At 62.8% G+C, this 24,851-nt stretch carries 24 protein-coding genes; 16 read left to right on the top strand and 8 right to left on the bottom strand.

Going from position 1 to position 24,851, the window contains the following annotated elements:
• The first annotated feature begins 113 nt into the window (after positions 1 to 113).
• The 7 genes from NKI15_RS13460 to phoB all read left to right on the top strand — a co-directional run bounded on the left by NKI15_RS13460 (position 114) and on the right by phoB (position 11,310).
• Positions 114 to 4,622: a PAS domain-containing hybrid sensor histidine kinase/response regulator gene (locus NKI15_RS13460; RefSeq protein WP_023706291.1), complete on the top strand. Its 4,509-nt coding sequence runs from the start codon at positions 114 to 116 to the stop codon at positions 4,620 to 4,622.
• Positions 4,623 to 5,118: 496 nt separating this feature from the next.
• Positions 5,119 to 6,147: a substrate-binding domain-containing protein gene (locus tag NKI15_RS13455; RefSeq protein WP_023670113.1), complete on the top strand. Its 1,029-nt coding sequence runs from the start codon at positions 5,119 to 5,121 to the stop codon at positions 6,145 to 6,147.
• 95 nt (positions 6,148 to 6,242) lie between these two features.
• Positions 6,243 to 7,703 carry a phosphate ABC transporter permease subunit PstC gene (pstC, locus tag NKI15_RS13450; protein WP_023748347.1) on the top strand — a complete coding sequence of 487 codons (1,461 nt, stop codon included), beginning with the start codon at positions 6,243 to 6,245 and terminating at the stop codon, positions 7,701 to 7,703.
• On the top strand, positions 7,700 to 9,016 hold the full coding sequence (gene pstA, locus NKI15_RS13445; protein ID WP_023748348.1) for a phosphate ABC transporter permease PstA: 1,317 nt from the start codon (positions 7,700 to 7,702) through the stop codon (positions 9,014 to 9,016). Before pstC ends, pstA begins: the two co-directional genes overlap by 4 nt.
• A 17-nt stretch (positions 9,017 to 9,033) precedes the next feature.
• On the top strand, positions 9,034 to 9,858 hold the full coding sequence (gene pstB / locus NKI15_RS13440; protein ID WP_023670110.1) for a phosphate ABC transporter ATP-binding protein PstB: 825 nt from the start codon (positions 9,034 to 9,036) through the stop codon (positions 9,856 to 9,858).
• A 41-nt stretch (positions 9,859 to 9,899) separates the two neighbouring features.
• Entirely contained in the window at positions 9,900 to 10,604 is a 705-nt protein-coding gene (phoU, locus tag NKI15_RS13435; protein WP_023670109.1) for a phosphate signaling complex protein PhoU, read from the top strand.
• Positions 10,605 to 10,620: 16 nt separating this feature from the next.
• Positions 10,621 to 11,310, top strand: coding sequence for a phosphate regulon transcriptional regulator PhoB (gene phoB / locus NKI15_RS13430; RefSeq protein ID WP_031193203.1), 690 nt, complete (start codon positions 10,621 to 10,623; stop codon positions 11,308 to 11,310).
• 30 nt (positions 11,311 to 11,340) lie between these two features.
• Here the strand turns inward: phoB and NKI15_RS13425 are convergent, their stop codons facing one another.
• Complete coding sequence (locus tag NKI15_RS13425) at positions 11,341 to 12,576, bottom strand: ROK family protein (protein WP_023683969.1); 1,236 nt, start codon at positions 12,574 to 12,576, stop codon at positions 11,341 to 11,343.
• A gap of 266 nt (positions 12,577 to 12,842) precedes the next feature.
• Here NKI15_RS13425 and xylF point away from each other — a divergent pair, with 266 nt between their 5' ends.
• The 4 genes from xylF to NKI15_RS13405 all read left to right on the top strand — a co-directional run bounded on the left by xylF (position 12,843) and on the right by NKI15_RS13405 (position 17,955).
• The gene (gene xylF / locus NKI15_RS13420; protein WP_023683968.1) at positions 12,843 to 13,883 is read left to right on the top strand and encodes a D-xylose ABC transporter substrate-binding protein; all 1,041 of its coding nucleotides are present in this window, start codon (positions 12,843 to 12,845) and stop codon (positions 13,881 to 13,883) included.
• A 144-nt stretch (positions 13,884 to 14,027) separates the two neighbouring features.
• Positions 14,028 to 15,344, top strand: a complete 1,317-nt coding sequence (locus NKI15_RS13415) for a sugar ABC transporter permease (protein ID WP_352462175.1) — start codon at positions 14,028 to 14,030, stop codon at positions 15,342 to 15,344.
• Positions 15,345 to 15,356: 12 nt separating this feature from the next.
• Entirely contained in the window at positions 15,357 to 16,154 is a 798-nt protein-coding gene (locus NKI15_RS13410; protein WP_023822585.1) for an ATP-binding cassette domain-containing protein, read from the top strand.
• A 154-nt stretch (positions 16,155 to 16,308) separates the two neighbouring features.
• Positions 16,309 to 17,955, top strand: a complete 1,647-nt coding sequence (locus tag NKI15_RS13405; RefSeq protein ID WP_352514790.1) for a CHASE domain-containing protein — start codon at positions 16,309 to 16,311, stop codon at positions 17,953 to 17,955.
• A gap of 39 nt (positions 17,956 to 17,994) precedes the next feature.
• Here NKI15_RS13405 and NKI15_RS13400 read toward each other — a convergent pair whose 3' ends face one another.
• The 6 genes from NKI15_RS13400 to NKI15_RS13375 form a co-directional block, all read right to left on the bottom strand.
• The gene (locus NKI15_RS13400; RefSeq protein WP_023670102.1) at positions 17,995 to 18,237 is read right to left on the bottom strand and encodes a YMGG-like glycine zipper-containing protein; all 243 of its coding nucleotides are present in this window, start codon (positions 18,235 to 18,237) and stop codon (positions 17,995 to 17,997) included.
• A gap of 82 nt (positions 18,238 to 18,319) precedes the next feature.
• Entirely contained in the window at positions 18,320 to 18,646 is a 327-nt protein-coding gene (locus NKI15_RS13395; protein WP_352514789.1) for a hypothetical protein, read from the bottom strand.
• 141 nt (positions 18,647 to 18,787) lie between these two features.
• Positions 18,788 to 18,964 (bottom strand): hypothetical protein, encoded by a 177-nt coding sequence (locus NKI15_RS13390; protein WP_352514788.1) that lies wholly within the window; start codon positions 18,962 to 18,964, stop codon positions 18,788 to 18,790.
• Positions 18,965 to 19,093: 129 nt separating this feature from the next.
• Positions 19,094 to 20,128 carry a sensor histidine kinase gene (locus NKI15_RS13385; protein ID WP_023670099.1) on the bottom strand — a complete coding sequence of 345 codons (1,035 nt, stop codon included), beginning with the start codon at positions 20,126 to 20,128 and terminating at the stop codon, positions 19,094 to 19,096.
• Positions 20,129 to 20,291: 163 nt separating this feature from the next.
• Positions 20,292 to 20,459, bottom strand: coding sequence for a DUF1328 domain-containing protein (locus NKI15_RS13380; RefSeq protein WP_023670098.1), 168 nt, complete (start codon positions 20,457 to 20,459; stop codon positions 20,292 to 20,294).
• 220 nt (positions 20,460 to 20,679) lie between these two features.
• Entirely contained in the window at positions 20,680 to 21,474 is a 795-nt protein-coding gene (locus NKI15_RS13375; protein WP_023670097.1) for a response regulator, read from the bottom strand.
• Between the two features lie 221 nt (positions 21,475 to 21,695).
• Between NKI15_RS13375 and NKI15_RS13370 the strand changes: the two genes are divergently transcribed.
• Together NKI15_RS13370 and NKI15_RS13365 are read left to right on the top strand one after the other, a co-directional pair.
• On the top strand, positions 21,696 to 21,890 hold the full coding sequence (locus tag NKI15_RS13370) for a NepR family anti-sigma factor (RefSeq protein WP_027050766.1): 195 nt from the start codon (positions 21,696 to 21,698) through the stop codon (positions 21,888 to 21,890).
• Positions 21,891 to 21,893: 3 nt separating this feature from the next.
• A complete protein-coding gene (locus tag NKI15_RS13365) occupies positions 21,894 to 22,445 on the top strand; it encodes a sigma-70 family RNA polymerase sigma factor (RefSeq protein WP_023670095.1) in 552 nt (183 codons plus the stop codon).
• Positions 22,446 to 22,501: 56 nt separating this feature from the next.
• On the opposite strand, the gene NKI15_RS13360 is transcribed toward NKI15_RS13365, so the two are convergent.
• The gene (locus NKI15_RS13360; protein ID WP_050485906.1) at positions 22,502 to 22,819 is read right to left on the bottom strand and encodes a response regulator; all 318 of its coding nucleotides are present in this window, start codon (positions 22,817 to 22,819) and stop codon (positions 22,502 to 22,504) included.
• A gap of 339 nt (positions 22,820 to 23,158) precedes the next feature.
• Between NKI15_RS13360 and NKI15_RS13355 the strand changes: the two genes are divergently transcribed.
• The 3 genes from NKI15_RS13355 (at position 23,159) to NKI15_RS13345 (ending at position 24,844) form a co-directional block, all read left to right on the top strand.
• A complete protein-coding gene (locus NKI15_RS13355) occupies positions 23,159 to 23,920 on the top strand; it encodes a Crp/Fnr family transcriptional regulator (protein ID WP_023670093.1) in 762 nt (253 codons plus the stop codon).
• 124 nt (positions 23,921 to 24,044) lie between these two features.
• Positions 24,045 to 24,371, top strand: coding sequence for an ElaB/YgaM/YqjD family protein (locus NKI15_RS13350; protein ID WP_023670092.1), 327 nt, complete (start codon positions 24,045 to 24,047; stop codon positions 24,369 to 24,371).
• Between the two features lie 11 nt (positions 24,372 to 24,382).
• Positions 24,383 to 24,844 (top strand): hypothetical protein, encoded by a 462-nt coding sequence (locus NKI15_RS13345; RefSeq protein ID WP_023706299.1) that lies wholly within the window; start codon positions 24,383 to 24,385, stop codon positions 24,842 to 24,844.
• Positions 24,845 to 24,851: the final 7 nt, after the last annotated feature.

The raw sequence follows: 24,851 nt of genomic DNA, 5'->3' as shown, positions 1-24,851 counted from the left end.
CACATTCCGCCGGCGAACCGCTGAGGGGGTTCGGCCTTGGCTTTCGGGGTGGGAACGGGATGGCTGACGGGACTGTTGGAACACGCGGCGGACGCGGTTCCCGAAAAGGGGTGGTGAACGGCGAGGATACGTCCGTCGGGGGTTCGCCCGAAGCGCTGCGCGAACTGGTCGGGGCCGGCGCCGACTGGGTCTGGGAGACCGACGCCGAGCTGCGCTTTTCCTGGCTTTCGGAGAACTACCAGGCCGCCACCGGCATCGATCCCGCCAGCATTCTTGGCCGTTTCCGCTTCGATTTCCTCAAGCAGATGGTGCACGGCAATCGACACGCCGCCGCGCATCTGGAGGATCTGCAGGCGCATCGGCCGTTTCGCGACTTTGTTTATGAGTTGAAGGGCGGCCGTCCCGGCTGCCGCTGGGTTTCGATCACCGGTTCCCCGCGGTTCGACGGCGAAGGCGAATTCATCGGCTATCGCGGCATCGGCCGCAACGTCACGGCACTGGCCGGTGCGCTGGACGAACTGCGGCAGGACGAGAGCGATCCGCCGGCCGGCGAGGCTACGCAGCACCTCGCCGATCTCGAGCGGACAATGGATGCCATGCATATGGGCGTCGTGGTGCTTGACGCGAAGTTCGACACGCTCATCGTCAACAAGGCCTATCGCGAGCTCTCCAGGATTCCCGACGGCGCCGTCACGGTCGGCGCGCCGTTCAGCCTGTTGATGGAACTCAACCGCCGCAACGGCATCTACGGCGATCTCGATGAACAGCAGTGGCAGCACTACCTAGCCACCCGCATCGAGGAGATCAGCGCCGGCTCGGTTGCGCCACGCGAATTTCTCCATGCCAATGGCAGGACGATGATGTTCTCCGTGACGGCGTTGTCCGGCGGCAAGCGGCTGTTGACCTACTACGACGTCTCCGAGCTCAAGCGTCGCGACGCCGAGATCGAGAGTGCCAACGCCAAAATTACGGAGACCTTCGCCAATCTTCGCACGATGGTCGACCAGATGCCGATCGGCGTGCTCGTCCTCGATGCGGAGATGCGCGCGGAGGTGATCAACCGCGCCTTCTATGATTTCTGGGAAATCGATCCCCGACGCGCCGGCATCGGCTGCGGCTTCCGCGAACTGATGCAGGCCAGCCGCGATATGGACCCTTACGGTGCTGACGATGCCGAATGGCAGGGCCACATCGCCGAGCGCGAAGCAGAAATCTCGGCCGGCCTGGTTGGCTCCAGGCAACTGCCACGCAATGACGGCCGTACGCTGATTGCCTCGCTGGCGCCGCTCGCCGGCGGCAAAAGGCTGATCTCCTATGTCGACGTCACCAACATGAAGGATCGCGAGGCTGAACTCGCCCAAGCGCTGGAGAAATCGCGGCTGGCCGAGGCGGTGATCAACGGCGTCAAGGACCCGATCTTCGTCAAGGACGACAATCTGCGTTTCGTCTTCGTCAATGAGGCGTTTTCGGCACTGTTCGGACAGAGCCCGCAAGCGATGCTGGGCAGGCCCGGCGGCGACTTCCTCAAGCAAAAGGACGCCGCGCAATTCGAAGACAGCGAACGCGCCGTGCTGGCGACCGGCACGCCCTACGAGGTCGAGGAGACTTTCGACGCCGAGGGCGCCAGCCGCTCGCGCATCGTGCGCAAGAACCGCGTCGGCATGCCCAGCGGCCGCAACTATGTCGCCGGTTTCCTGTTCGACATCTCCGACATGAAGCGCCGCGAGACCGAAGCCGAGGACGCCCGCAAGAACCTCACCACGGTGCTGGAGTCGCTGCCGGCGGCCGTCATCATCTATGACCGCGACGACAAGTTCGTCTTTGCAAACCGCAAGCTGCAGGACACGCTGCCGGAGCTGAAACCGGCATGGCAGCCCGGCCGCAGCTTCCGCGAGGCCCTGGAACTCGGACATTCGGTCGGCTATTTCCGATCGAGCGGCGATCGAGAAATCGATAGGCTCTATGAAGGCGACCCCGATGTCTGGCTCAATGCCATCCTCGCCCGCTATCGCCTGCCCAACTCGTCCTATGAGCGCCTCAATGCGGACGGCCGCTGGTATCAGGTCTACGATATGCGCACCGAGGACGGCACCTTCATCGGCGTGCGCGTCGACATCTCGGAGATCAAGAGCCGCGAAAAGGCGCTGCAGGAAAGCATGCGCCAGATCGACCTGTTCCGCCACGTCATGGACGAACTGCCGGTCGCCGCCTTCATCAAGGCGCAGGATCTGAGCATGGAATTCGTCAACAAGGCCTGGTGCGCGCTGACCGGCATCCCCAAGGAGGAAGTCATCGGCCGGACCGATCTCCAGCTTTTCGGCATCGACGACGCCGAAACCTACACCCATGACGACACCGAGGTCGTCGTCACCGGCCGCGGCCGCGAGATCGAGGAGCCCGTTACCCATCGCGACGGCACGGTGCGGCAATTGATGACGCGCAAGAGCCGGCTGGTGGCGCTCGATGGGTCGGTGCACCTTGTCGGCTCCAGCACCGACATCACCGACGTCAAGGCGCGCGAGCAGGCGCTGGAAGAGAGCATGCGCGAGAACGAGGTGTTCCGCAATCTCATCGACAACGTGCCGGTGTCGATCTACGCCAAGCGCTCCGACCTCAGGCAGTTCTACGTCAACAAGGGCTGGTGCGACCTCACCGGCCTCCGCAGGGAAGACGCGATCGGCAAGACGGACATCGAGATTTTCGGCGAAGACGGCGAAGCCTTCGTCAACAGTGATCTCGCCGTGCTGCGCACAGGCGATACACAGGAGATCGAGGAAACGGTGACGCTTGCCGACGGCAGCGTGCGCCACCAGTTCGCCCGCAAGGGCGCGATGATCGCGTCCGACGGTTCGCTCTATCTGATTGGGTCGACCACCGACATCACCGAACTGAAGCTGCGCGAGGCCGAACTGCGCGAGGCGCGCCAGCGCGCCGTGCTGGCCGACCGCGCCAAGTCGGAATTCCTGGCCAATATGAGCCACGAGATCCGCACGCCGATGAACGGCGTACTCGGCATGGCCGAGTTGCTGGCCAAATCCGACCTCGATCCCAAGCAGAAGACGTTCACCGATATCATCGTCAAGTCGGGTAACGCGCTCTTGACCATCATCAACGACATACTGGACTTCTCCAAGATCGATGCCGGACAGCTGGTGCTCGACCCTGCGCCCTTCAACCTGCCCGAAGCGATCGAGGATGTGGCGACGCTGATATCGACGCGCGCCAAGGAGAAGGACCTCGAGCTCATCGTGCGCGTCGAGCCGGGCCTGGAAAGCCTGTTCGTCGGCGATGTCGGTCGCGTCAGGCAGATCGTCACCAATCTGGTCGGCAACGCGGTGAAGTTTACCGACGAAGGCCACGTGCTGGTCGACGTGACCGGACAAAGGGGGCCGACGGGGACAAAGCTTACCGTTTCGGTCACCGACACCGGCATCGGCATTCCGCAGCAGAAATTAAAGCTCGTCTTCGAAAAATTCAGTCAGGCCGACACCTCGTCGACCAGACGCCACGAAGGCACAGGGCTCGGGCTCGCCATCACCTCGCGGCTGGTCGAGTTGATGGGCGGCGAGATCGGTGTCGAGAGCGCCGAAGGCAAGGGCTCGACCTTCTGGTTCACCGTGACATTGCCCAGGGCCGAGGAACAGACCGGACGGCGGATCATGCCGGTCGACGTGACCGGCTCACGGGTGCTGATCGTCGACGACAATGCCGTCAACCGATCGATCCTGAGCGAGCAGATGGCGTCATGGACCTTCGATTCCTGCGCCGCCGAAAGCGGACCCGAAGGGCTCAAGGTGCTGGTCGCCGCGGCTGCCTACGGCGTGCCGGTCGACTGCGTCGTGCTCGATTATCAGATGCCGGGGATGAGCGGCGCCGAAATGGCGCGCGTCGTGCGCAACACCGCAGGGCTGGCCGACACGCCGATCATCATGCTGACCTCGGTCGACCAGTCGCTCGCCAACACCAGCTATCGCGATCTCGGCATCGACGCCCAGCTGATCAAGCCGGCGCGTTCCTCGGTGCTTCTGGAAACGCTGGTCGCCACCATCCAGCGGCACCATCACAATATCACGGACGGCCGTGTGCTGCCGGCGGCAAGCAGCGGTTCCGGCGGCGGCAGGAACGAACCGTCGCCGGCAAAGCCGCCGCTCGCTGCATCGGAACGCGCCTTGCTGCAACCGCCGCCGGTTCGTGCCCGCGCCCGGGCCGCCGGGGATGAACGCCGGCTCGACATTCTCGTTGCCGAGGACAATGAGGTGAACCAGATGGTGTTCACCCAGATAATCGGCGAAACCGGCTACAGTTTCGAAATCGTCGGCAACGGCCGCAAGGCGCTCGACGCCTTCGGCCGGCTTAATCCGCGCATGATCCTGATGGACGTCTCGATGCCGGAGATGAACGGGCTCGAGGCCACCGCCGCAATTCGCCGGCTGGAAGAACATACGGGTATGCATATCCCGATCGTCGGCGTCACCGCGCATGCCTTGAAGGGCGACCGTGAGCGCTGCCTGGAAGCCGGCATGGACGACTATCTGCCCAAGCCGATCAGCCCCAGGGCGCTGCTCGAAAAGGTCGAGCGCTGGGTCGGCATATCAGGCGAAGCCCAACGAGACGCTGGATAGCAACCTGCGGCGCCGCCGGGATTCGGCCGCGCCGCAACAGCCAAGGATATGGTGCGATCGCACCATATCAAAGCTGGCGCCCAGTCAGGACAATGGTCGCAACGAAACCGCTCATTCAGTTACGGGCGGGAGCAAGCGACCGCCGACAAGAAACAGCGTCGAATCTACCCCAACGGACCTGTTTTTGGCGATGGCTCGGCCAAGATTCGCTCTGGTCACGGGCAACGCGCTCCCGTCCGGTTTTTCTTTCTCGGCATCGCGGCCTGCGGTGTGCCGGGACTTGATGCCAGCACGAATTGCGCAAGCGTCTGATTCCAGCGGCAACTTCCATTCCCACAAACCGGCTTAAAGGGTGCGGCCCACAAGACGTCTGTGCGACGTTACCGGGCTGACACGAAACTGTCATGCGACTGTAATAATCGAAGGCTATTGGCCTCAGCGGGCGCCGGTTTGAAGAGGGCGCCAAGAGACCATCTTCCGAACAGGAGCAGGCCACATGAAGAAATTCCTCGTTACGGCATCGGCCGTGGCGGTAGCGTTCGCCGCATCGTCCGGTGTCGCCGCTGCGCGTGACCAGATCCAGGTCGCCGGTTCGTCGACCGTGCTGCCTTACGCCAAGATCGTCGCCGAGCAGTTCGGCGAAACCTTCACCAACTTCAAGACCCCGGTGGTCGAGTCCGGCGGCAGCGGCGCCGGCATCAAGGAGTTCTGCAAGGGCGTCGGCGAAGACACGATCGATATCGCCAACTCCTCGCGCCCGATCAAGAAGGACGAGCTGAAGTCCTGCGCCGACGCCGGCGTCAAGGACGTCCAGGAAGTCCGCATCGGCTATGACGGCATCGTCTTTGCCACCGACATCAAGGGTCCGGACTGGGCGCTGGTTCCCGCCGACATCTACAAGGCGCTCGCCGCCAAGCTGGTGGTCGACGGCAAGCTGGTCGACAACCCGAACACCAAGTGGAACCAGGTCAATCCGAAGCTGCCCGACTGGGATATCGCCGCCTATATCCCGGGTGAGAAGCACGGCACCCGTGAAGTGTTCGAGACCAAGCTGCTCGACGCCGGCTGCGACAAGGCCGCTTTGAAGGCTGCCGGCATCGCCGACGACAAGGAAATCGGCAAGACCTGCATCGCCATCCGCAAGGACGGCAAGGCTGTCGACATTGACGGCGACTACACCGAGACGCTCGCCCGCATCGACTCCAACAAGACCGGCGTTGGCGTGTTCGGCCTCGCCTTCTACGAGAACAATGCCGACAAGCTGAAGGTCGCTACCGTGGAAGGCATCGTGCCTTCGACGCAGACCATCGCCGATGGCACGTACCCCGTGTCGCGGCCGTTGTTCTTCTACGTCAAGAAGGCGCATCTGGGCGTCGTTCCCGGCCTCAAGGAATATGTCGAGTTCTTCCTTGATGACCAGATGATCGGCCCGGAAAGCCCGCTCGCCCAGTACGGCCTGGTTTCCGCTCCCGACGCCGAACGTCAGGGCCAGCGCGACGCCTTCGCCGCCGGAAAGACAATGTAATCAACGGACGGATCAGGGCGCGGATGAACTCCGCGCCCTGATTTCGCCGCTTGCCGCAACGGCGGCGGCGATCTGAATTTTCCCTGGGGTGGGTTATGTCGTCCTTGCTCGTACTCGCCATAATCATCGTCATAGGCGTGGTCGCTTTTGTGGTCGGCCGCCAGCGCGCCGCGGCGCAGGATACCGGCAAGGTCAAGCCGCATTCGCGCGCGCATTATCATGGCTGGTGGGCCTTTCTGCTCGCGGTCCTGCCTGCCGTCCTTTTGCTCGCCGTCTGGGATATCGGCTCTTCCTTCTATCTCGACCGGCATATCCATGCCGCTTTGCCCGAGCGCACCGCCGACACAAAGGTCGCCAGCGAAGCGCTCGACGCCAGCCTGGTGAAGAGCCTGGCCAAGGGCTTGCGCCGGCTCGATGGCGATACCGCACTTCCCGCTACTTTCGCCGAATTGCAGCCGCTGCTCGCCGCCAAGGGCGTGGCACTGGCCAGCGACACACAGGACTACATGATCCCGATCGCGGTCGAGGCGAACCAGGTCCAGGACCGGCTCGGCCTGTTCGGCGCCGTGCTGACCTTCGCGCTGTCGGTCGCCGGCGCCTTCTATGCGCTGAGGCAGATCGCGCCGCGCGCCAGGGCGCGCAACAATGTCGAGAAGCTGATGCTGTGGGGGCTGCTTGCGGCCTCGACCATCGCCATCCTGACCACGGTCGGCATCGTGCTGTCGATGCTGTTCCAGACGATCACCTTCTTCGAAAGCGTATCACCGATGAGCTTCTTCTTCGGCACGGTGTGGGATCCGCGTTTCGCCGCCGCCGGTTCCGGCGGCAGCCAGGGTCAGTTCGGCCTGATCCCGCTACTCGCCGGCACGCTCTACATCGCCGCCGTCGCGCTTCTGGTCGCAGTGCCGGTAGGGCTGATGTCGGCGGTCTACATGTCCGAATACGCCTCGCGCAGCGTCCGGTCGGTGGTCAAGCCCGCGCTTGAACTGCTGGCCGGCATCCCGACCATCGTCTACGGCATCTTCGCCGTGGTCACGCTCGGACCGTTCCTGCGCGACCTCTCGGCAGCCCTCACCGGCGGCTCTCCCTTCATCCAGGGCCAGAGCATCTTCACCGCCGGCCTGGTGATGGGCGTCATGCTGATCCCGGTCGTGTCCTCTTTGTCCGACGACATCATCACCGCGGTGCCGCGCGCAATGCGTGACGGCTCGCTCGGCCTCGGTGCCACGCGCTCCGAGACGATCAAGCGGGTGATCCTGCCGGCGGCACTGCCCGGCATCGTCGGCGCCATCCTGTTGACGGCGTCGCGCGCCATCGGCGAGACGATGATCGTCGTGCTGGCGGCGGGCGTCGCGGCCAATCTGACGGCCAACCCGTTCGAGGCGATGACGACCATCACCGTCAAGATCGTCAACCAGCTGACCGGCGATCTCGAGTTCAACTCGCCGCAGACGCTGGTCGCCTTCGCGCTCGGCCTGACGCTGTTCGCGCTGACGCTGGTGATGAACATCGTCGCCCTCTACATCGTGCGCAAGTACCGGGAGCAGTACGAATGACCGACATCCCCCTGGACACGATGGCGGGTGCCGTCGCGCGTCCGCGCCGCGACATCGGGCTGAAGGCGCGCTACGCCGCCGAACGCCGGTTCCGCATCTATGGCGTGATTGCGATCTCGGTGGGCCTGGCGTTCCTGGCCATCATGTTGATCACCATCGTCTCGAAAGGCTACACCGCCTTCTGGCAGACGACGGTGACGCTGCCGGTCACCTTCGACGAGAAGGTGATCGATCCCTCCGGCAAGCGCGCGACCGACCCTACCGTGCTGATCAAGGCGAACTATCCCAAGCTCGCCGAAAACGCGCTGGTGGCCAAGCTCGGCATCGATCCGGCCAACAAGCCGATGATGCTGAAGCTCAAGGGCTTCCTGTCGGAAGGCGCCCGCGTCCAGCTGCGCGACATCGTCTCCGCCGATCCGTCGGTGATCGGCACGACGCGTGACGTCGACATCCTGGCCGCCGCCAATCTCGACTCGGCCTCCAAGGGCCAGATCGACCTCGGCGTCGATGAAGCGCGCCGCAAGGTGTCCGACCAGCAGATCGACTGGATGAACAAGCTCAAAGCCGAAGGCGCGATGGCCGAGCATTTCAACACCGGCCTGTTCAGCTATGGCGCCTCCAGCCGGCCCGAGACGTCGGGCATGGGCGTGGCCATCATCGGTTCGTTCTACATGATGGTGATCGTGCTTTTGCTGGCGCTGCCGATCGGCGTCGCCGCCTCGATCTATCTCGAGGAGTTCGCCAAGAAGAACCGCTTTACGGACCTGATCGAAGTCAACATCAACAATCTCGCGGCGGTGCCGTCGATCGTCTTCGGTCTGCTTGGCCTTGCCGTGTTCATCAACTTCCTCGGCATGCCGCGCTCGGCTTCCTTCGTCGGCGGCCTGGTGCTGACCTTGATGACGCTGCCGACCATCATCATCGCCACGCGCGCCGCCCTCGCCGCGGTGCCGCCGTCGATCCGCTCGGCGGCGCTCGGCCTCGGCGCCTCCAAGATGCAGATGGTGTTCCATCACATCCTGCCGCTTGCCGCCCCAGGCATCCTTACCGGCACCATCATCGGCCTGGCGCGTGCGCTCGGCGAGACAGCACCGCTGCTCTTGATCGGCATGGTCGCTTTCGTCGCCGATTATCCGACGACGCCTTTCGATCCGGCGACCGCGCTGCCGGTTCAGATCTATATGTGGGCAAACGAGGCTGAGCGCGCTTTTGTCGAGCGCATGTCCGGCGCCATCATCATCCTGCTCGTCTTCCTCATGGCCATGAACATCACCGCGATCGTGCTCCGGCGCCGGTTCGAGCGGCGCTGGTAGAAAAAAGGCAATTTGGTATGAACATCATGACCGAACAGTCCCTTGAGAATGCAGTGGGCGACAAAATGAACGCCAAGTCGAACGAAGTCATCAAGATGCGCGGCGACAAGGTCGGCGTCTTCTACGGCGAGAAGCAGGCGTTGTTCGACGTCAATCTCGACGTCCGCCAGAACCAGGTGACGGCGCTGATCGGCCCGTCCGGCTGCGGCAAGTCGACCTTCCTGCGCTGCCTCAACCGCATGAACGACACCATCGATTCGGCGCGGGTGACCGGCAAGATCACGCTCGATGAAGACGACATCTACGACAAGAACATCGATGTCGTCGAACTGCGCGCCCGCGTCGGCATGGTGTTCCAGAAACCCAACCCGTTCCCGAAGTCGATCTACGAGAACGTCGCCTACGGCCCGCGCATCCATGGGCTGGCCAAGCGCAAGTCCGACATGGACCAGATCGTCGAGCAGAGCCTGAAGAAGGCGGCGATCTGGAACGAGGTCAAGGACCGCCTGCAGGAGCCCGGCACCGGCCTGTCCGGCGGCCAGCAGCAGCGCCTGTGCATCGCGCGCGCCATCGCCGTGTCGCCGGAGGTGATCCTGATGGACGAGCCCTGCTCGGCGCTCGATCCGATCGCCACCGCCCGTGTCGAGGAGCTGATCGACGAACTGCGCCAGAACTACACGATCGTCATCGTCACCCACTCGATGCAGCAGGCGGCGCGCGTGTCGCAGCGCACGGCGATGTTCCATCTCGGCTATCTCGTCGAGGAGGGCGCCACCGACAAGATGTTCACCAACCCCGACGACAAGCGCACCCAGGACTACATTACCGGCCGCTTCGGCTGAGCCGTCCGGCGGGTGGATTTTCAGGCACGAGGACCAAGATCATGGGTGAACATACCGTCGCCTCCTTCGATGAAGAGCTCGGGCAGATCAGCAAGCTGATCCGCGACATGGGCGATCTGGCAGGCTCGATGGTCAGCGGCTCGACCAGGGCGCTGCTCAATTCGGACAATGCGCTGGCACAGCGTGTCGTTTCCGACGACGCCATCATGGATGCGCGCCAGCGCGAACTGGACGACCGCGCCATCACGCTGATCGCCAAGCGCCAGCCGATGGCCAACGATCTGCGCGCCGTGGTCGGCTCGATCCGCATGGCCGGCGACCTCGAGCGCATCGGCGATCTCGCCAAGAACATCGCCAAACGCGTCGGCACCGTGGGCTTGAGCGTCACGCCGCGCGACCTCTCGCACTCCATCGATGCCATGGCGCAGCTGGTGCTGATCCAGGTGCAAGGCGTCGTCGAGGAATATGCCGCCACCGATGCGGCAGCTCTTGCAAAACTCAGGAATGACGACGAGCGCATCGACGTCAAATACACGTCCGTGTTTCGTGAGCTCTTGACCTACATGATGGAAGACCCTCGCAACATCACCGCCTGCACGCATCTCTTGTTCTGCGCCAAGAATCTTGAGCGCATCGGCGATCATGTCACCAACATCGCCGAAAATGCGTATTATGTGCTGACCGGCCAGCAATTGCCCGCCAATCGTCCGAAGCAGGACGAGACGGCGATGGCCACGCCGGCCTGATGAGGGTGAACTGCCTATGATCGCGCCACGCATCATGGTCGTGGAGGACGAGGAGCCGCTAGGCGTGCTCCTCCGCTACAACCTCGAATCCGAAGGCTATCACGTCGAGGTGGTGACACGCGGCGACGAGGCCGAGATCCGCCTGCAGGAAAACGTGCCCGATCTCCTGGTGCTCGACTGGATGGTGCCCGCTGTTTCCGGCATCGAGCTCTGCCGGCGGCTTAGAGTGCGGCCCGAAACCGAGCGGCTGCCGATCATCATGCTGACCGCGCGCGGTGAGGAAAGCGATCGCGTGCGCGGCCTGTCCACCGGTGCCGACGACTATCTGGTCAAGCCATTCTCGACGCCGGAGTTCATGGCGCGCGTGAAGGCGCTGCTGCGCCGGGCCAAGCCGGAAGTGCTGTCCAGCGTGCTCAAGGTCGGCGACATCGTGCTCGACCGCGAGTCGCACCGTGTCTACCGCAAGAAGAGCGAGATCAGGCTCGGACCGACCGAGTTCCGGCTGCTCGAATTCATGATGCGCCATCCCGGCCGCGTGTTCTCGCGCAGCCAGCTGCTCGACAATGTCTGGGGCGAGACGATCTACATCGACGAGCGAACCGTCGATGTCCATGTCGGGCGCTTACGCAAAGCGGTCAACAACGGCCGCATGCCGGATGTCATCCGTACCATTCGCGGCGCCGGCTACGCGATCAGGGAAGACTAGGATGCTGCGCGTCGCGCCGTTGCCGGCCATTCAGGCGACATGCTTGCCGGATTTGGCCTGAATGCCCGGCGCGAAAATCTCCTGATCGACGAAGCCGAGCGCGCGCATGGCACAGCCTTCGCGGATCAGCGGCAGCTCGTTGGGCTCGGTGTCGAAGGAGATCGATTTCGAGTGCTGGCCGCCGGCGGTCTGGGCGATCGCTTCGCGCAATGCCGGCTCGATCAGGTCGAAGGCGGCGGCGCTGACGCCAACCATGGCGACAGGCGCCGGGTCGATCAGCGCAAACAGGCTGCCGAGGCCGAAGCCGAGCGCCTCACCGGCCTTGCGATAGGCTTCGCGCTCCGGGCCATCGGTTTCGCGGGCGCGCGCGGCGAGTGCGCGCATATCAGCGTCGCCGATATCGACCGGCTCGGCATCTTCGCTCATCATTTTGGCGCTGCGCCAGATGGCGTAGTTTCCGGCATAGGCCTCGACGCAGCCGCGCCGCCCGCAGCGGCAGAGCGCGCCGCCCGGACGGTGGATCATGTGGCCGAACTCGCCGCCGGAGGAATGGGTGCCGGTGAACAGTTCGCCTTTCAGCACCAGCCCCATGCCGATGCCGTGCGACAAGAGGATCGCGATGAAATTGTCGCGGTAGCGCTCGGGCTGGCGCCATTGCAGGGCCACCGCCATCATATTGCAGTCGTTCTCCATGGTGGCAGGAATGCCGAATTCCGCTTCCAACATGTCGGCGAAGGCAATGTCGGTCAGTGGCGTGATTGGCGACCACAGCATGGCCCGCGCCTGCGAATCGGTGATGCCCTGGATGCCCATGGCAATGCGGGCGATGCTCTGGACATCGAGGTCCGGGTCCGCGAGACGCCGCCCGACGATTGCTACGCATTCGCCGATCAGCTCGTCGCGCGGCATGGTCAGCGTGTCGAGCCGGCGCTGTTCTTCCGCGACCACCTGGCCGGCATAGTCGATGACGGTGACGGAGAGGAAGTTCAGCGACAGCACCACGGTCATGACCGCCGCCGCTTCCGGGTTGAGGCCAAGGCCGACCTGCGGCCGGCCGCGTTTCAGCGAGCCGGTCTCGCCAGGCTTGCCTTCAATCAGGATGCCTTCTTGAATCAGATCAGACGAGATTGCCGATATCGTCGAATGGCTGAGGCCGGTGGTCGCCGCAATCTCGGTCCGCGACGGCTGGCCGGCCCGGCGCACGGCCGAAATCACCATCGCACGGTTGCGACGGCGCAGATCGTCGTGGCGGATCCCAACCGACATTTGTTTTCCTCCCGGCCTCCTCGCGCCTCATGATAGTGAAGGCGTTCGACGGCACCAGCCAAATATTGGCAGACGCCGGCAGCCCTGTCATTGTTTATTGCGGAGCTCGAAAAAATTCGGCAACGCCATCAGAATCCATCATAATCGATGTTGACAGTGCCTTATCATTGAACCAGTATTTTTTCGAGGCTCGAAAAAATTGAGCCTCTTTGTGCAGGCCTTCGGGCCGGTTTTGTCGCGCCGTGGGCGGCGCAGGGAGGGTTATAATGAACAGATTTGCAGCCGCCATGCTGGCGGGTGTCGCCATGTCGCTGGCGCTGATGTCGGTCGCGCAGGCGAAGGACAAGGTCATCGGCGTGTCGTGGTCGAACTTCCAGGAAGAGCGCTGGAAGACCGACGAGGCGGCGATGAAAACGGCGATCGAAGCCGCCGGCGACAAGTACATTTCGGCCGACGCGCAGTCCAATCCCGGCAAGCAGCTGACCGACGTCGAAAGCCTGATCTCGCAGGGCGCCAACTCGCTGATCATCCTGGCGCAGGACGCCTCGGCCATCGGCCCGGCGGTGCAGAAGGCGCTGGACGAAGGCATTCCGGTCGTCGGCTATGATCGCCTGATCGAGAACAAGGACGTCTTCTACCTGACCTTCGACAACAAGGAAGTCGGCCGCATGCAGGCCCGCGAAGTGTTCAAGGCGAAGCCCGAAGGCAACTATGTCTTCATCAAGGGCTCGGGCTCGGATCCGAATGCCGATTTCCTGTTCTCGGGCTCGATGGAAGTGCTCAAGGAAGCCATCGACTCGGGCAAGATCAAGAATGTCGGCGAGGCCTATACCGATGGCTGGCTGCCGGCCAACGCCCAGAAGAACATGGAACAGTTCCTGACCGCCAATGACAACAAGGTCGATGCCGTGGTTGCGGCCAATGACGGCACCGCCGGCGGCGTTGTCGCCGCGCTGACGGCGCAGGGCCTTGCCGGAACGGTTCCGGTCTCGGGCCAGGACGGCGACCATGCCGCCCTGAACCGCATCGCGCTCGGCACGCAGACGGTGTCGGTGTGGAAAGACGCGCGCGAACTCGGCAAGAACGCCGCCGAGATCGCCTCGCAGCTTGCCGATGGCAAGAAGACGGGCGACATTGCCGGCGCCAAGGACTTCACCACGCCTGGCGGCAACACCGTCAAGTCGCTGTTCCTGACCCCCGTCGCGATCACCAAGGACAACCTCAACGTCGTCATCGACGCCGGCTGGATCAAGAAGGACGAAGTCTGCACAGGCGTCGCCGCCGGCAGCGTCGCGGCTTGCAACTGATCTCGACCACTTGAACAAATTAGGCGCCGCGGCTGTCAAGCCGCGGCGTTTTCTCTACGAGAATTGTGTGTTTCCGCCATCGGCGGCAAACTTCTAGGCTGTGGTCCGGCATCCGCGCCAGACGGCAAGCCGCTGGAGGACATCATGACCGACACGACCTCAAATCCGCAGGCCGATACGGCACGAGCGTCTGAACTCGGCGCGGTCGCCCGGTTCCTGAAAGCGACCGAGCTCGACACGCGCATGCTCGGCATGGTCGGCGCGCTGCTGGTCATCTGGGTCGGCATACATATCCTGTCGGGTGGGCTTTTCCTGACGCCGCGCAATCTTTGGAACCTGTCGGTGCAGACGTCCTCGGTCGCGATCATGGCGACCGGCATGGTACTGGTCATCGTCATGCGCAACATCGACCTTTCGGTGGGCTCCGTCGAAGGCGTGATCGGCATGATCATGGGCGTGGCACAGGCCGAATTCCTCATTCGCGTCATCGGCTTCCAGCTTGGAAACCCCTGGCTCTGGGTCGTCGCGCTTGCCGCCGGCGTGGTGCTTGGTCTGCTGATCGGCGCGTTCCAGGGCTTCATCATCGCCTATATGCAGGTTCCGGCCTTCATCGTGACGCTTGGTGGCCTGCTGGTCTGGCGTGGCATGGCATGGCTCATCACCAGCGGGCGCACGGTCGCGCCACTCGACGCCACCTTCCAGCTGATGGGCGGCGGACCACGCGGCTCTATTGGCGCCGCTGCCAGCTGGATCGTCGGCATCGTCGCCTGCGCGGCGGTCGCCTTCGCGCTGCTCAACGGTCGCTCTCAGCGCAAGCGCTTCAGCTTTCCACTGCGCCCCGTCTGGGCCGAGACCCTGCTTGGCGTGGTCGCTTGCGCGGCCATCCTCGGCGCCGTGTGGATCGCCAATTCCTATCCATGGCCGATCGGCATCGTGCGCCAGTACGCACAGCAGAACGGCATCACCGTTCCCGAAGGCGGGCTGTTCATCGCGCATGGCATCGCCATACCGGTGCTGATGGCGGTGATTGTCGGCATCATCATGACGTTCATCACCAAGCGCACGCGTTTCGGCCGCTATGTCTTCGCCATCGGCGGCAATCCGGAGGCAGCGGAACTCGCCGGCATCAACACGCGCTGGGTGACCATGAAGGTGTTCATGATCATGGGTGTGCTGGCTGCAATCAGCGCGGCGATCTCGTCGGCCCGTCTCAATGCGTCAACCAACGCGCTGGGCACGCTGGACGAGCTTTTGGTTATCGCGGCAGCCGTCATCGGCGGCACGTCGCTCGCGGGCGGCGCCGGAACGGTGATGGGCGCCATGCTCGGCGCGCTTCTGATGCAGTCGCTGCAATCCGGCATGGTTCTGCTCGGCATCGACTCGCCGCTGCAGAGCATTGTCGTTGGTGCAGTCCTGGTCATCGCCGTCTGGCTCGACACCGTCTATCGCAAGCGCGTCTAGGGAGGAACGATTATGGAAAAAACTGCTCCCACCGGTACGCCACTGATCGACATGCGCAACATCTCGATTGCCTTCGGTGGCATTCGCGCCGTCGACGATGCGTCCATCGATCTTTTCCCGGGCGAAGTGGTGGCGCTGCTTGGCCACAACGGCGCCGGCAAGTCGACGCTGATCAAGATCCTGTCGGGCGCCTACAAGCGCGATGCCGGCCAGATATTGGTCAACGGCCAGGAGGCTTCGATCTCCAATCCGCGCGACGCCAAGAAATACGGGATCGAAACGATCTACCAGACGCTTGCGCTGGCCGATAATGTCGATGCCGCCGCCAACCTCTTCCTCGGCCGCGAACTGATGACCGCGTGGGGGACACTCGACGATGTCGCCATGGAAGCCGAGGCTCGCAAGGTGATGGGCCGGCTCAATCCGCGCTTCCAGCGCTTCAAGGAGCCCGTGATCAAGCTATCGGGCGGCCAGCGCCAGTCGGTGGCGATCGCACGCGCCATCCTGTTCAACGCCCGCATCCTGATCATGGACGAACCGACGGCCGCGCTTGGGCCGCAGGAGACGGCGCAGGTCGGCGAACTGGTCAAGCAGCTCAAGGCCGACGGCATCGGCATTTTCCTGATCAGCCACGACATTCACGACGTGTTCGAGCTGGCCGATCGGGTCTGCGTGATGAAGAACGGCCAGGTCGTCGGCACCGCACTCACCGCCGATGTGACCCAGGACGAAGTGCTCGGCATGATCATCCTGGGAAAGTGCCCGCCCGGCGCCATTCCCGGTCCGGGTGCGCTTAAGATCGCGGCCTGAGACCACGCTGCCATCAGCTGCCATGTTCACTGACGTGCGATCAGTAAGCGGCTAAATATACATGATGGGCCAGCTGTCATGATGGCTTGGCCGCGCCATTGTCTTGCCGCGGCGACTTGCCCATAAAGGTTACCGAACCGTCCATGGGCCTGCGTTGAAGAAGTTTTTCCCGATCCTTGCCTTCATTGCCGTTGCACTGATCAGCCTTACGATGGCGGGCTTCGCCTATTTCGCCACGCAGGAAGCGGCGCGCATCAAGTTCGAGGCGACCGCCGACGACGCGCTCAACCGCATCGAAAGCCGTATCGATCTGCATCTGTCGCTGCTGCGCTCGACGCAGGCGCTGTTCGACGCCCGCAACGGCGAGATTTCAGGTAGCGAATTCAAGGGCTTCTTCGGCGCCCTCAATGTCGATAACAATTTCGCCGGCCTGCGCGGTATCGGCTATCTCAGGCTGGCCAAGACCGGTGACGAAGCGGCGGTCGAGCGCGACATGTTGCGTGACCGCGGCGCCGCCCACACGATCTATCCGGACACGACACAGCCGTGGCGCACGCCCGTCGTGCTGTTCGAGCCGCTCGACCCTGCCGACGAATCCACCATCGGCTACGACATGTTCACCGAGCCGGTGCGGCGCGAGGCGATCGAAAAAGCGATGGCCGATGACGCACAGCACGCAAGCGGTCTGGTCCAGCTCGGCCAGGACACGGGCGCGGCGCAGACCTTTACCGGTTTCCTGGTCTTCGTCAGGCTCAATGTCGAAACCGCGCCGGATGGTATCAACGCGTCCAGATCATCGACATCAGGCCTTCTCTACGCGGCCTTCCGCGCCCGCGACCTGTTCCAGACCGCGCTCAGCCGCACGCCTTTGCTGCCGGTCAACACCGCGGTCTATGACGGCACGGCCGACGCCGACAATCTTCTGTTCCAGTCGGAAACGCCGCCGGTTGCGAGCTTTGGCGACAGGCTGTTGGTGACGCGCAAGATCATCGTCGCCGGTCGGCCGTGGACGGTGCTGTTTCGGCCGACAAGCGCATTTTCGCAACCGTCCTCGCGCGCCATTCCGGTCATGCTCGGGCTGTTCGGCCTGCTTCTGGCCGGCGCCATAGCGTTGGTGGCCCGCTACCAGGAGCGCGCCTACGACGCCAAGTCGCTGCTGCATGAAACGACGGAAAAAAGCCTGCTCGAAAAGGATTTGATGCTGCAGGAGATGAAGCATCGAATCAAGAATTCGATCACGCGGGTGCTGGCGATTGCGCGCCAGACGGCGGCGCAAGCAACCGACGTGCAGGAGTTCTCAACTTCCTTTTCGGCCCGCCTGCAGGCAATGGCGGCTTCCCAGGACATGCTGACGCGTTCGCGCTGGCAGAAGGCCGATCTTGGCGACCTGCTGCGCATCGAGCTCGGCCAGGTATTCGGCAAGGAGCTTCCGGAAGGGATATTGTCAGGGCCTCAGGTGCTGCTCGACGAGAGGACGACGCAGGCGCTTGGCCTGACCTTTCACGAACTGGCGACGAATGCGCTGAAATATGGCGAGGCCGGCAATTCCGTGGGTGCGCTGAAGGTCGACTGGTCGTTCGAGGGGCGCGGGTCCGAGCGGATGCTGGTTCTGAACTGGCGCGAGGCCGGGCAGAAGGAACTCGAAGCGCCGGCGAAGACCGGCTTCGGCACCAAGCTGATCGACCTCAATGTCACGCGCGAATTGCGCGGCACGATTGCCCGAGATTTTCGCGTCGATGGGCTTACGGTGGAAATCAAGATCCCGCCGCCTGATGCAGGCAAACAAACGGAGACCGGCTGACCGGTCTCCGTCTCGATTGTCTGACGCTTTTGAAGCGGATCAGCAGCGAGCGGTGTAGAGCCGGCCGCGATTGTCGCGATACTGGCAATAGCCGTTGCGCAGGTTGCGCACCAGCAGACCGGAACCGGCGCCAACGGCTGCGCCGATCAGCGCACCCTTGCCGCCGCCGATCAGTCCGCCGGCCAAAGCACCGACACCGGCGCCGACGCCGACATCCTGCTCGGTCGTGCTGCAGCCGCTGACGGCGACCACCGCAACCATGGCAATAATCAATTTCCGCATAGAATCTCTCCTCACTTTGTCCTCACTTTAGTAAGCTCCAGCCGCTATTTAGCACGAAACAGCAGCCTTTGCCCGCTCGATCTTATTGTTGGCTAAGAGAGTCTTTTTCGCGGCGCGTGGCGTTCGATGCGACCACGACACTGGAAATCTGCAAAGACGCGTCGAGGGTGCCGTCCGGGCGCACGTTCCAGACGATCTGGTCGTAATCATCTTCCAGCGCGGGGTCGACCCTAAGACATTTGGCAACGACGTGCTCGGCCTGACCCTGCACGTCGCCGGCAGCGAATGGACGTTCTGCCGTGCATGCTTCGGCGGTTTCGAAAACACTGACCGGCACCGGCAGTTCACGGCATTCGGTCATGTTGTTCGAACAGCCAATTACCAAAAGCAAAGCGGCGATGTGTTCCACGGCGACACGTCCTCTCGCCATAAGAACGGTCCACAGCCGTCAAAGTTCCTGTGCCGAAAGGGCGTTAATAATTCGTCGGCTACGAGCTGGACAGTTTCTGAGCCAGGCTGCTTGGGAGCAGCGTGAACCTGAGCATCTGGCTCAGACCAATTGCGACGCCACGATCAGCACAACAGCGGCGACGAGCGCGACAGCGGTGACGCGAAGCAAGGGATGCCAGGCGTGCTGCAAAGGCGAGGCTGAAGCGTCAGGATCCTGAAAGCCGCTCATCGACACCCGGGCGGCCTGCTCCAGCCTGTTCATATCGGCAACCGTCATGATCATTCCTCCCATACTCGCGTTGCAGGCTGCGGCCGAAACATCGGTTGAATCGGTCAAGATCCAGCAATCTCTGGGAACCACAGCATCGGATTTTATGGTGAACAGCCGGTTAAGGAATCCCGCCGCTCATTCGGTTTCGAAATTGCCGTGCGGAACGACGAGGCGATATTCGAGGCGGTCACTGGTGATCTCCAGCGTCGCCGTGCCGTTCAGCGATGCCGGCACGACACGTTCGAGGGCAACGCTGCCGAAGCGTTTCTCGGTGCGCCTGTTATCATTGGCGACAATGGCCTCGACCCAGGTCAGCGACAAAGCCGGCTTGTCTGCGGCCTCTGCGACGTTCGACAGATCGGCGGTTACCTCGACAAAGCCGTCCGGCCGCGCCAGGGCGCCGTAGCTGAATGAATTGACGGCGAGTTCGTGCATTGCCAGTCCAATATGAATGGCCGCGTTGGGATTGAGGTAGGGGTTGACGCCATTGAAGCGCAGGCTCTGCGCGGGATCGGCGCCGTAGCGAACGACCTGGCCGCGGATAAGCTCGCGAAGTGCTGCACCCCGCCAGTTCGACGACGTTACCAGGTCCTGGGAGGAAGCCAGTGACTGCAGGCGGCCGCGAAAGCGCTTCAGGAAATCGTCGGGTGTCTCGGAATAGCGGCCGGTCTGGGTGGCAATACTCTGGATGATGGCCAACAGGTTCTTGGAGCGGTGGCTGACTTCGCGCAACAGCGTCTTCAGCGTCTGTTCGCGGCGTTTCTGCTCGGTGGTTTCCACCATCGTGGTGACGACGCCCTGCACGTCGCCGCGATGGCCCCGATCGGCATCGACCCATACCTGGAACCAGCGCATGCCATCACCGGTGGGAACACTCAGTTCAAGGCGTTCCGGATTGCCGGAAGCGATCACATTGCTTTTGGCGGCGGCGATTTGCTCAGCTTGCGCCGGTGGCAACGCGCCGTTGCTGTCGGCTGTGTCGGAAACCCACGGCGCACGCATGTTGCGGGCCCATACAGTCTTCAATTCACGATCCTGATAGAGGACGGAAATGCCGGCATTGTGCAGAGCGTGAAGCAAGGCCCGGCCAAGCTGCATTCCGCTTTCAGCCGGGTGCAGTGCGATCACCTCGTCGCCCTGTCCGCTCTCGCCTCCGCCAATGGAACGCATCAATCACCTGTCCACCTGATCAGGACCGAACGATTCACTTGGACTCAGTTCCTGAGTAGGTCCCCAGAAAAGGTCCGCCGGACGATGTCCCGTTGGAGGACATCGCCCGGCGGTGGCTGGAAACCGTTTGAGGGGTGCGGCTTCCAGTGTTCTTCGCCCGCTCCTACGATGCCCGTCTGAACAGGCCGGCCAGAAGCGAGATGACGAGGAAGGCGAGAAAGATGAAGAACAATATTTGCGCGATACCGGCCGAGGTACCGGCGATGCCGCCGAAACCAAGCGCGCCGGCGATGATCGCCACGACGAGAAATACGAGCGCCCAGTAGAGCATGATCTGTCTCCTTCCGATACTGGATCAAGAACGTGAGTGATTGCTGTTTGTTCCACCATTTGCCGAAAAAGAAGGTCTTTGGAAGAGGCCCGGACGCGAATTGATTCGCGCGCGTGAGCGCCATACGGCGCGACGGGCAGCCGCCGATCGCCGGGTTAGGCGATCGCCAGTGCCGCCAACGCTGCGAGGCGGCGAAAAGTTGGAGATTGAAGGCCCTACTTCACGCGGCGGCCTTGGCCTGCCGGTCGAAGAACAGCGCTTGGCTGATCAGCGCCTTTACCATGTCGGGATTGAACGGCTTGGTGACGAGGAAGGCCGGTTCAGGCCGCTCGCCGGTCAGCAGACGTTCGGGGAAGGCGGTGATGAAGATTACCGGCACCGAAGTCGACGACAGGATTTCGTTGACCGCATCGATACCCGAGCTGCCATCGGCAAGCTGAATGTCAGCCAGCACCATCTTCGGCCTTGTCTTGCCGAACATCGCCACCGCCTCGGTATGGGTGCGCGCGGTTCCGACCACGTGGTGGCCGAGGCTCTCGACCATTTCCTCGATGTCCATGGCGATCAGCGGCTCGTCCTCGATGATCAGCACATCGGTCGCCACCTGGCGAGAGATCTCATTGCTCGCCTGGGCAAGCAGTTCGGAGAATTCCTTGGCGTCGACATCGAGAATTTCAGCTGCCTCGTCTTCACCGAAGCCTTCGACCGCGACCAGCAGGAAAGCCTGGCGTGGCCGTGGCGCAATGGCGTTCAGATTGGCGGCGGCGCGCTGCTCCCATGCCGATTGTGCCTGCTCCTGCGGAACGCGGATGGCAATGGAGGTGAACAGTTTGGCGAATACCTTGTAGAGCGCGATGCGGTCGCTTGACGCTTGCGGGAAGATGTCGACGTCGGCGATGATGGCTTCGAGCATCGCGGCGACCAGCGCATCGCCACTCTCCTGCGATCCGGATACGGCGCGTGAAAAGCGGCGCAGGAACGGCAGGTGCGGAGCGATGGTTGCGGAAAGGCTCATGGTAGACGTCTCCCTCAGATGACGTGATTGCATAGATTGCAGGTCAAGCTGATTGCAAGCCCCAACACCCAAACGCCGGTTTTGCGAAAAAGTTCCGAGACTTGTGGAACGAAACCGTACGGGCGACGTTTGTGGTGCGATGGGCAACCAGACGAGGGGGCCGCTTTGTGTTGTGTAATGGGGCGGCTCGGGGCGCTGGATTTAAGGGCGAAGTGAAGGACATGAATAAAGAAACGCTGGCTGGCGCCGCTGACAGGCGCCGGGCCAATTCCGGCGACCCGCTCGGGGCGAATTCGGAAATCGGCCGCAAACTCAAACAATATTATGACGAGCTGGTCTCGGACAATGTGCCGGATCGCTTTGCCCAGTTGCTCAGCCAACTGGAAAAGGCCGAACCTGCACAGAAGAAGGACTGAGGCATGGCAGCTGTCTCACAAGGGTTCAAGACCGACCTGCTCGGCTCGATCCCGAGCCTGCGGGCCTTTGCCGTGTCGCTGACGCAGAATGCCGACAAGGCCGACGATCTCGTGCAGGAGACGCTGGTCAAGGCTTGGGACAAGCATGAGAGCTTTCAGCCCGGCACCAATCTCAAGGCATGGCTGTTCACCATCCTGCGCAACGAGTTCTATTCCCAGATGCGCAAGCGCGGCCGCGAGGTGCAGGACAGCGACGGCATCATGACGGCCAGGCTTGCCGTTCATCCGGCTCAGCACGGCCAGCTTGACCTCAAGGATTTCCGCGGCGCGCTCGAGCAACTCCCCGAGGACCAGCGCGAAGCCATCATCCTCATCGGCGCTTCAGGCTTTTCCTATGAAGAGGCCGCCGAAATCTGCGGCTGTGCGGTCGGAACGATCAAAAGCCGGGTCAGCCGGGCCCGCACGCGGTTGCAGGAGATCCTCAAAATCTCCGGCGAAGACGAATACGGGCCGGACGCGATCTCGTCCCAGGTGACGGGTTCAAACGCTGCCTGACGGCGGAGGCCCCGTTTGCGGGCCTGGGCTCTCTACACATACCCATCGAAGATATCTCAGACTGGCGCGCGGCCGCAGGCCGCCGCCAGAGCCTCGACGAGATCGGTCCCCGAATAGGGCTTGGTGACCAGGCGGATGCCGGGAAAAGACCCTTTGATCTCATCGGGGTCCGAATAGCCGGAGGCAAAGACAAACGGCAGGCCCGATTGGCGCAACCGCGCGGCAAAATCGAGTGTGGACGTTCCGCCCAGCATGAGGTCCACGATAGCGGCGTCGAACTCGCCAACGACCTTCTGCTCATCGATCTCGGCCAGAGCGCGGGCAATCACTACGTCGTTCGCGCCATGGTCGCGGCAAAGCTGCTCGACATCCATGGCGATCAGGAATTCATCCTCCAAGACAAGAATTCGCAATCCCTCAAGCAATGGCGGCACTTGGCAATCTCTCCTCAATTCTTGCAGCATCGGGTACAGTGACTCCAGTCAACCGCATCGCGGACCTTGGGGGATCGGTCAGGCCTTAATCCGAAAAGTTCGCCCACCGGCTCTACTCCACAAGCGGGCTTCGAATTCGCCTCAGTGGAGTGTAGCGAGTCATGATCGCTATTTGCCATCCTGTCATTTAAAAAAGACATGCCATCGGCAGCGGAACCGCGGCCTTGCAAAAGCGTAGCACTCAGTCTCTGGCAAGAGACGTTCGAAAGAGGGATCGAAATGTCTGGCCAGAATGGTCGTTCGTTTTCCAGCCGTCAGTACCCATGCGAGATCTGCCCGCTTCGGCCATTGCCGGTGTTCCGGGAATTCGAGAAGCAGGAGCTTGCCTATGTCAGCATGTTCAAGAAGGGCGAACTGGCCGTCGACAAGGGCGCCACAGTGCTGGTCGAAGGCAGCCAAAGTGCTCATCTCTACACCGTGCTTTCGGGCTGGGCCTTCCGCTACAAACTATTGTCGGACGGCAGGCGCCAGATCCTGAACTACTCCATGCCCGGCGATCTTATCGGGCTGCAGGGCAGCCTGATGGGCGAAATGCAGCACTCGGTCGAGGCGCTGTCGCCCATGCTGTTGTGCGTCTTCGAGCGTGAAAACCTGCACGAGCTCTACCGCAACCATCCGGGCCTTGCCTACGACATTACCTGGCTGGCGTCGCGCGAGGAGCGCATGCTGGACGAGAACCTGCTCAGCGTCGGCCGGCGTACGGCGGTCGAGCGCACCGCCTATCTCATTGCCTTCATCGCCAGCCGCGCGGCGGCAGTCGGGCTCAACGGCAAGGCGCCGGTGCAAATCCCGATTACCCAGCAGCATGTCGCCGATACGCTCGGCCTGTCGCTGGTCCACACCAACAAGACGATCCGCAAGCTCATCGATCGCAAGCTGATCGCCTGGCGCGACGGCGGTTGCGAAGTGATCGACGGGGAGGGGCTGAAGGATCTCGCGCGCTGGGAGGGCCTAAGCGAAGGCCGTCGGCCGCTGATCTGACAGGCAGGCCTCCATCTGGGGCTGGACTCGCACTTGCAAACACCCTTTCATGGATACGGTCTCCGATTTCGGAACCATGACGTGTGTCGGGCGTTTGAAGCCAAGCAAACGCAAGGAGTTTAGAATGGCAACTGCCGCAGGAAAAACCGCCAACGAAAGTCAGACGAACGCCGACCTGGAAGCCGACATTCGGCAGTTGAAGGCGGATATCGAAAAGTTGACCAAGCAATTGGCCAAGACCGGCGAACATGGTTACGGCACGGCGCGGCGCGCTGCTGCCGAAGGCGTCGACCAGTTGCGCGCGCAGGGCGAAGCCGTCTTCGACAGCCTGCGTGGCAACGCCAAGGATCTTGAGGCCCAGATCACGGCCAATGTGCGCGAGAAGCCGGTCACTTCACTGGCGATCGCGGCCGGCGTCGGCTTCCTGTTTGCGCTTCTTGCCCGGCGCTAGTTTCGACAGAGATGGGCATGCTGGCACCGCTTATCTCGGCCTTGGCCTCGGGTGAAGCCATTGCCGCCATGCGCCGCGCGCGCACGGCGGCAATCGTCTACGGGCTCGCCGCCGTGGCTGCCCTGTGCGGCCTCGGGTTTCTCCTGGGGGCGGCCTACATCTGGGCGGCTGACCGTTATGGCTCGATGGCCGCCTGTCTTGGCTTCGCGGCCGGTTTCCTGGTAACGGCCGGGCTTATCGTGCTCATTCATCAACTTGCGGCCGGAACGCGTGCGCGCCGACGTGCGCGAAGGCGCAATGCCGACCTGAAGGCGCTCGGTATCACCGCGGCGCTTGCCGTGCTGCCGGCCTTGCTCAAGGGGAAAGGCGGGAAGGGCGTCATTCTCGGCCCGATGATCGCGCTCGCGGCCTATGCCATCTACCGCGAGAACGTCAAACCGGATCCGGGCGATCCAGACAGCGAAGCCGACTAAAGCGCGT

It is taken from the genome of Mesorhizobium sp. M0862 (assembly GCF_040319795.1).
Taxonomy (GTDB): domain Bacteria; phylum Pseudomonadota; class Alphaproteobacteria; order Rhizobiales; family Rhizobiaceae; genus Mesorhizobium.
The sequence above is the reverse complement of the archived record's forward strand: the minus strand, read 5'-3'. Positions and strand labels throughout refer to the sequence as shown.

Bases quoted from the DNA above. Each gene is read 5' to 3' on its own strand.
- NKI15_RS13455 (WP_023670113.1), top strand. From the start codon at position 5,119: ATGAAGAAATTCCTCGTTACGGCATCGGCCGTGGCGGTAGCGTTCGCC.
- pstC (WP_023748347.1), top strand. From the start codon at position 6,243: ATGTCGTCCTTGCTCGTACTCGCCATAATCATCGTCATAGGCGTGGTC.
- pstA (WP_023748348.1), top strand. From the start codon at position 7,700: ATGACCGACATCCCCCTGGACACGATGGCGGGTGCCGTCGCGCGTCCG.
- pstB (WP_023670110.1), top strand. From the start codon at position 9,034: ATGAACATCATGACCGAACAGTCCCTTGAGAATGCAGTGGGCGACAAA.
- phoU (WP_023670109.1), top strand. From the start codon at position 9,900: ATGGGTGAACATACCGTCGCCTCCTTCGATGAAGAGCTCGGGCAGATC.
- phoB (WP_031193203.1), top strand. From the start codon at position 10,621: ATGATCGCGCCACGCATCATGGTCGTGGAGGACGAGGAGCCGCTAGGC.
- NKI15_RS13425 (WP_023683969.1), bottom strand. From the start codon at position 12,576: ATGTCGGTTGGGATCCGCCACGACGATCTGCGCCGTCGCAACCGTGCG.
- xylF (WP_023683968.1), top strand. From the start codon at position 12,843: ATGAACAGATTTGCAGCCGCCATGCTGGCGGGTGTCGCCATGTCGCTG.
- NKI15_RS13415 (WP_352462175.1), top strand. From the start codon at position 14,028: ATGACCGACACGACCTCAAATCCGCAGGCCGATACGGCACGAGCGTCT.
- NKI15_RS13410 (WP_023822585.1), top strand. From the start codon at position 15,357: ATGGAAAAAACTGCTCCCACCGGTACGCCACTGATCGACATGCGCAAC.
- NKI15_RS13400 (WP_023670102.1), bottom strand. From the start codon at position 18,237: ATGCGGAAATTGATTATTGCCATGGTTGCGGTGGTCGCCGTCAGCGGC.
- NKI15_RS13390 (WP_352514788.1), bottom strand. From the start codon at position 18,964: ATGACGGTTGCCGATATGAACAGGCTGGAGCAGGCCGCCCGGGTGTCG.
- NKI15_RS13385 (WP_023670099.1), bottom strand. From the start codon at position 20,128: ATGCGTTCCATTGGCGGAGGCGAGAGCGGACAGGGCGACGAGGTGATC.
- NKI15_RS13380 (WP_023670098.1), bottom strand. From the start codon at position 20,459: ATGCTCTACTGGGCGCTCGTATTTCTCGTCGTGGCGATCATCGCCGGC.
- NKI15_RS13375 (WP_023670097.1), bottom strand. From the start codon at position 21,474: ATGAGCCTTTCCGCAACCATCGCTCCGCACCTGCCGTTCCTGCGCCGC.
- NKI15_RS13370 (WP_027050766.1), top strand. From the start codon at position 21,696: ATGAATAAAGAAACGCTGGCTGGCGCCGCTGACAGGCGCCGGGCCAAT.
- NKI15_RS13365 (WP_023670095.1), top strand. From the start codon at position 21,894: ATGGCAGCTGTCTCACAAGGGTTCAAGACCGACCTGCTCGGCTCGATC.
- NKI15_RS13360 (WP_050485906.1), bottom strand. From the start codon at position 22,819: ATGGATGTCGAGCAGCTTTGCCGCGACCATGGCGCGAACGACGTAGTG.
- NKI15_RS13355 (WP_023670093.1), top strand. From the start codon at position 23,159: ATGTCTGGCCAGAATGGTCGTTCGTTTTCCAGCCGTCAGTACCCATGC.
- NKI15_RS13350 (WP_023670092.1), top strand. From the start codon at position 24,045: ATGGCAACTGCCGCAGGAAAAACCGCCAACGAAAGTCAGACGAACGCC.
- NKI15_RS13345 (WP_023706299.1), top strand. From the start codon at position 24,383: ATGGGCATGCTGGCACCGCTTATCTCGGCCTTGGCCTCGGGTGAAGCC.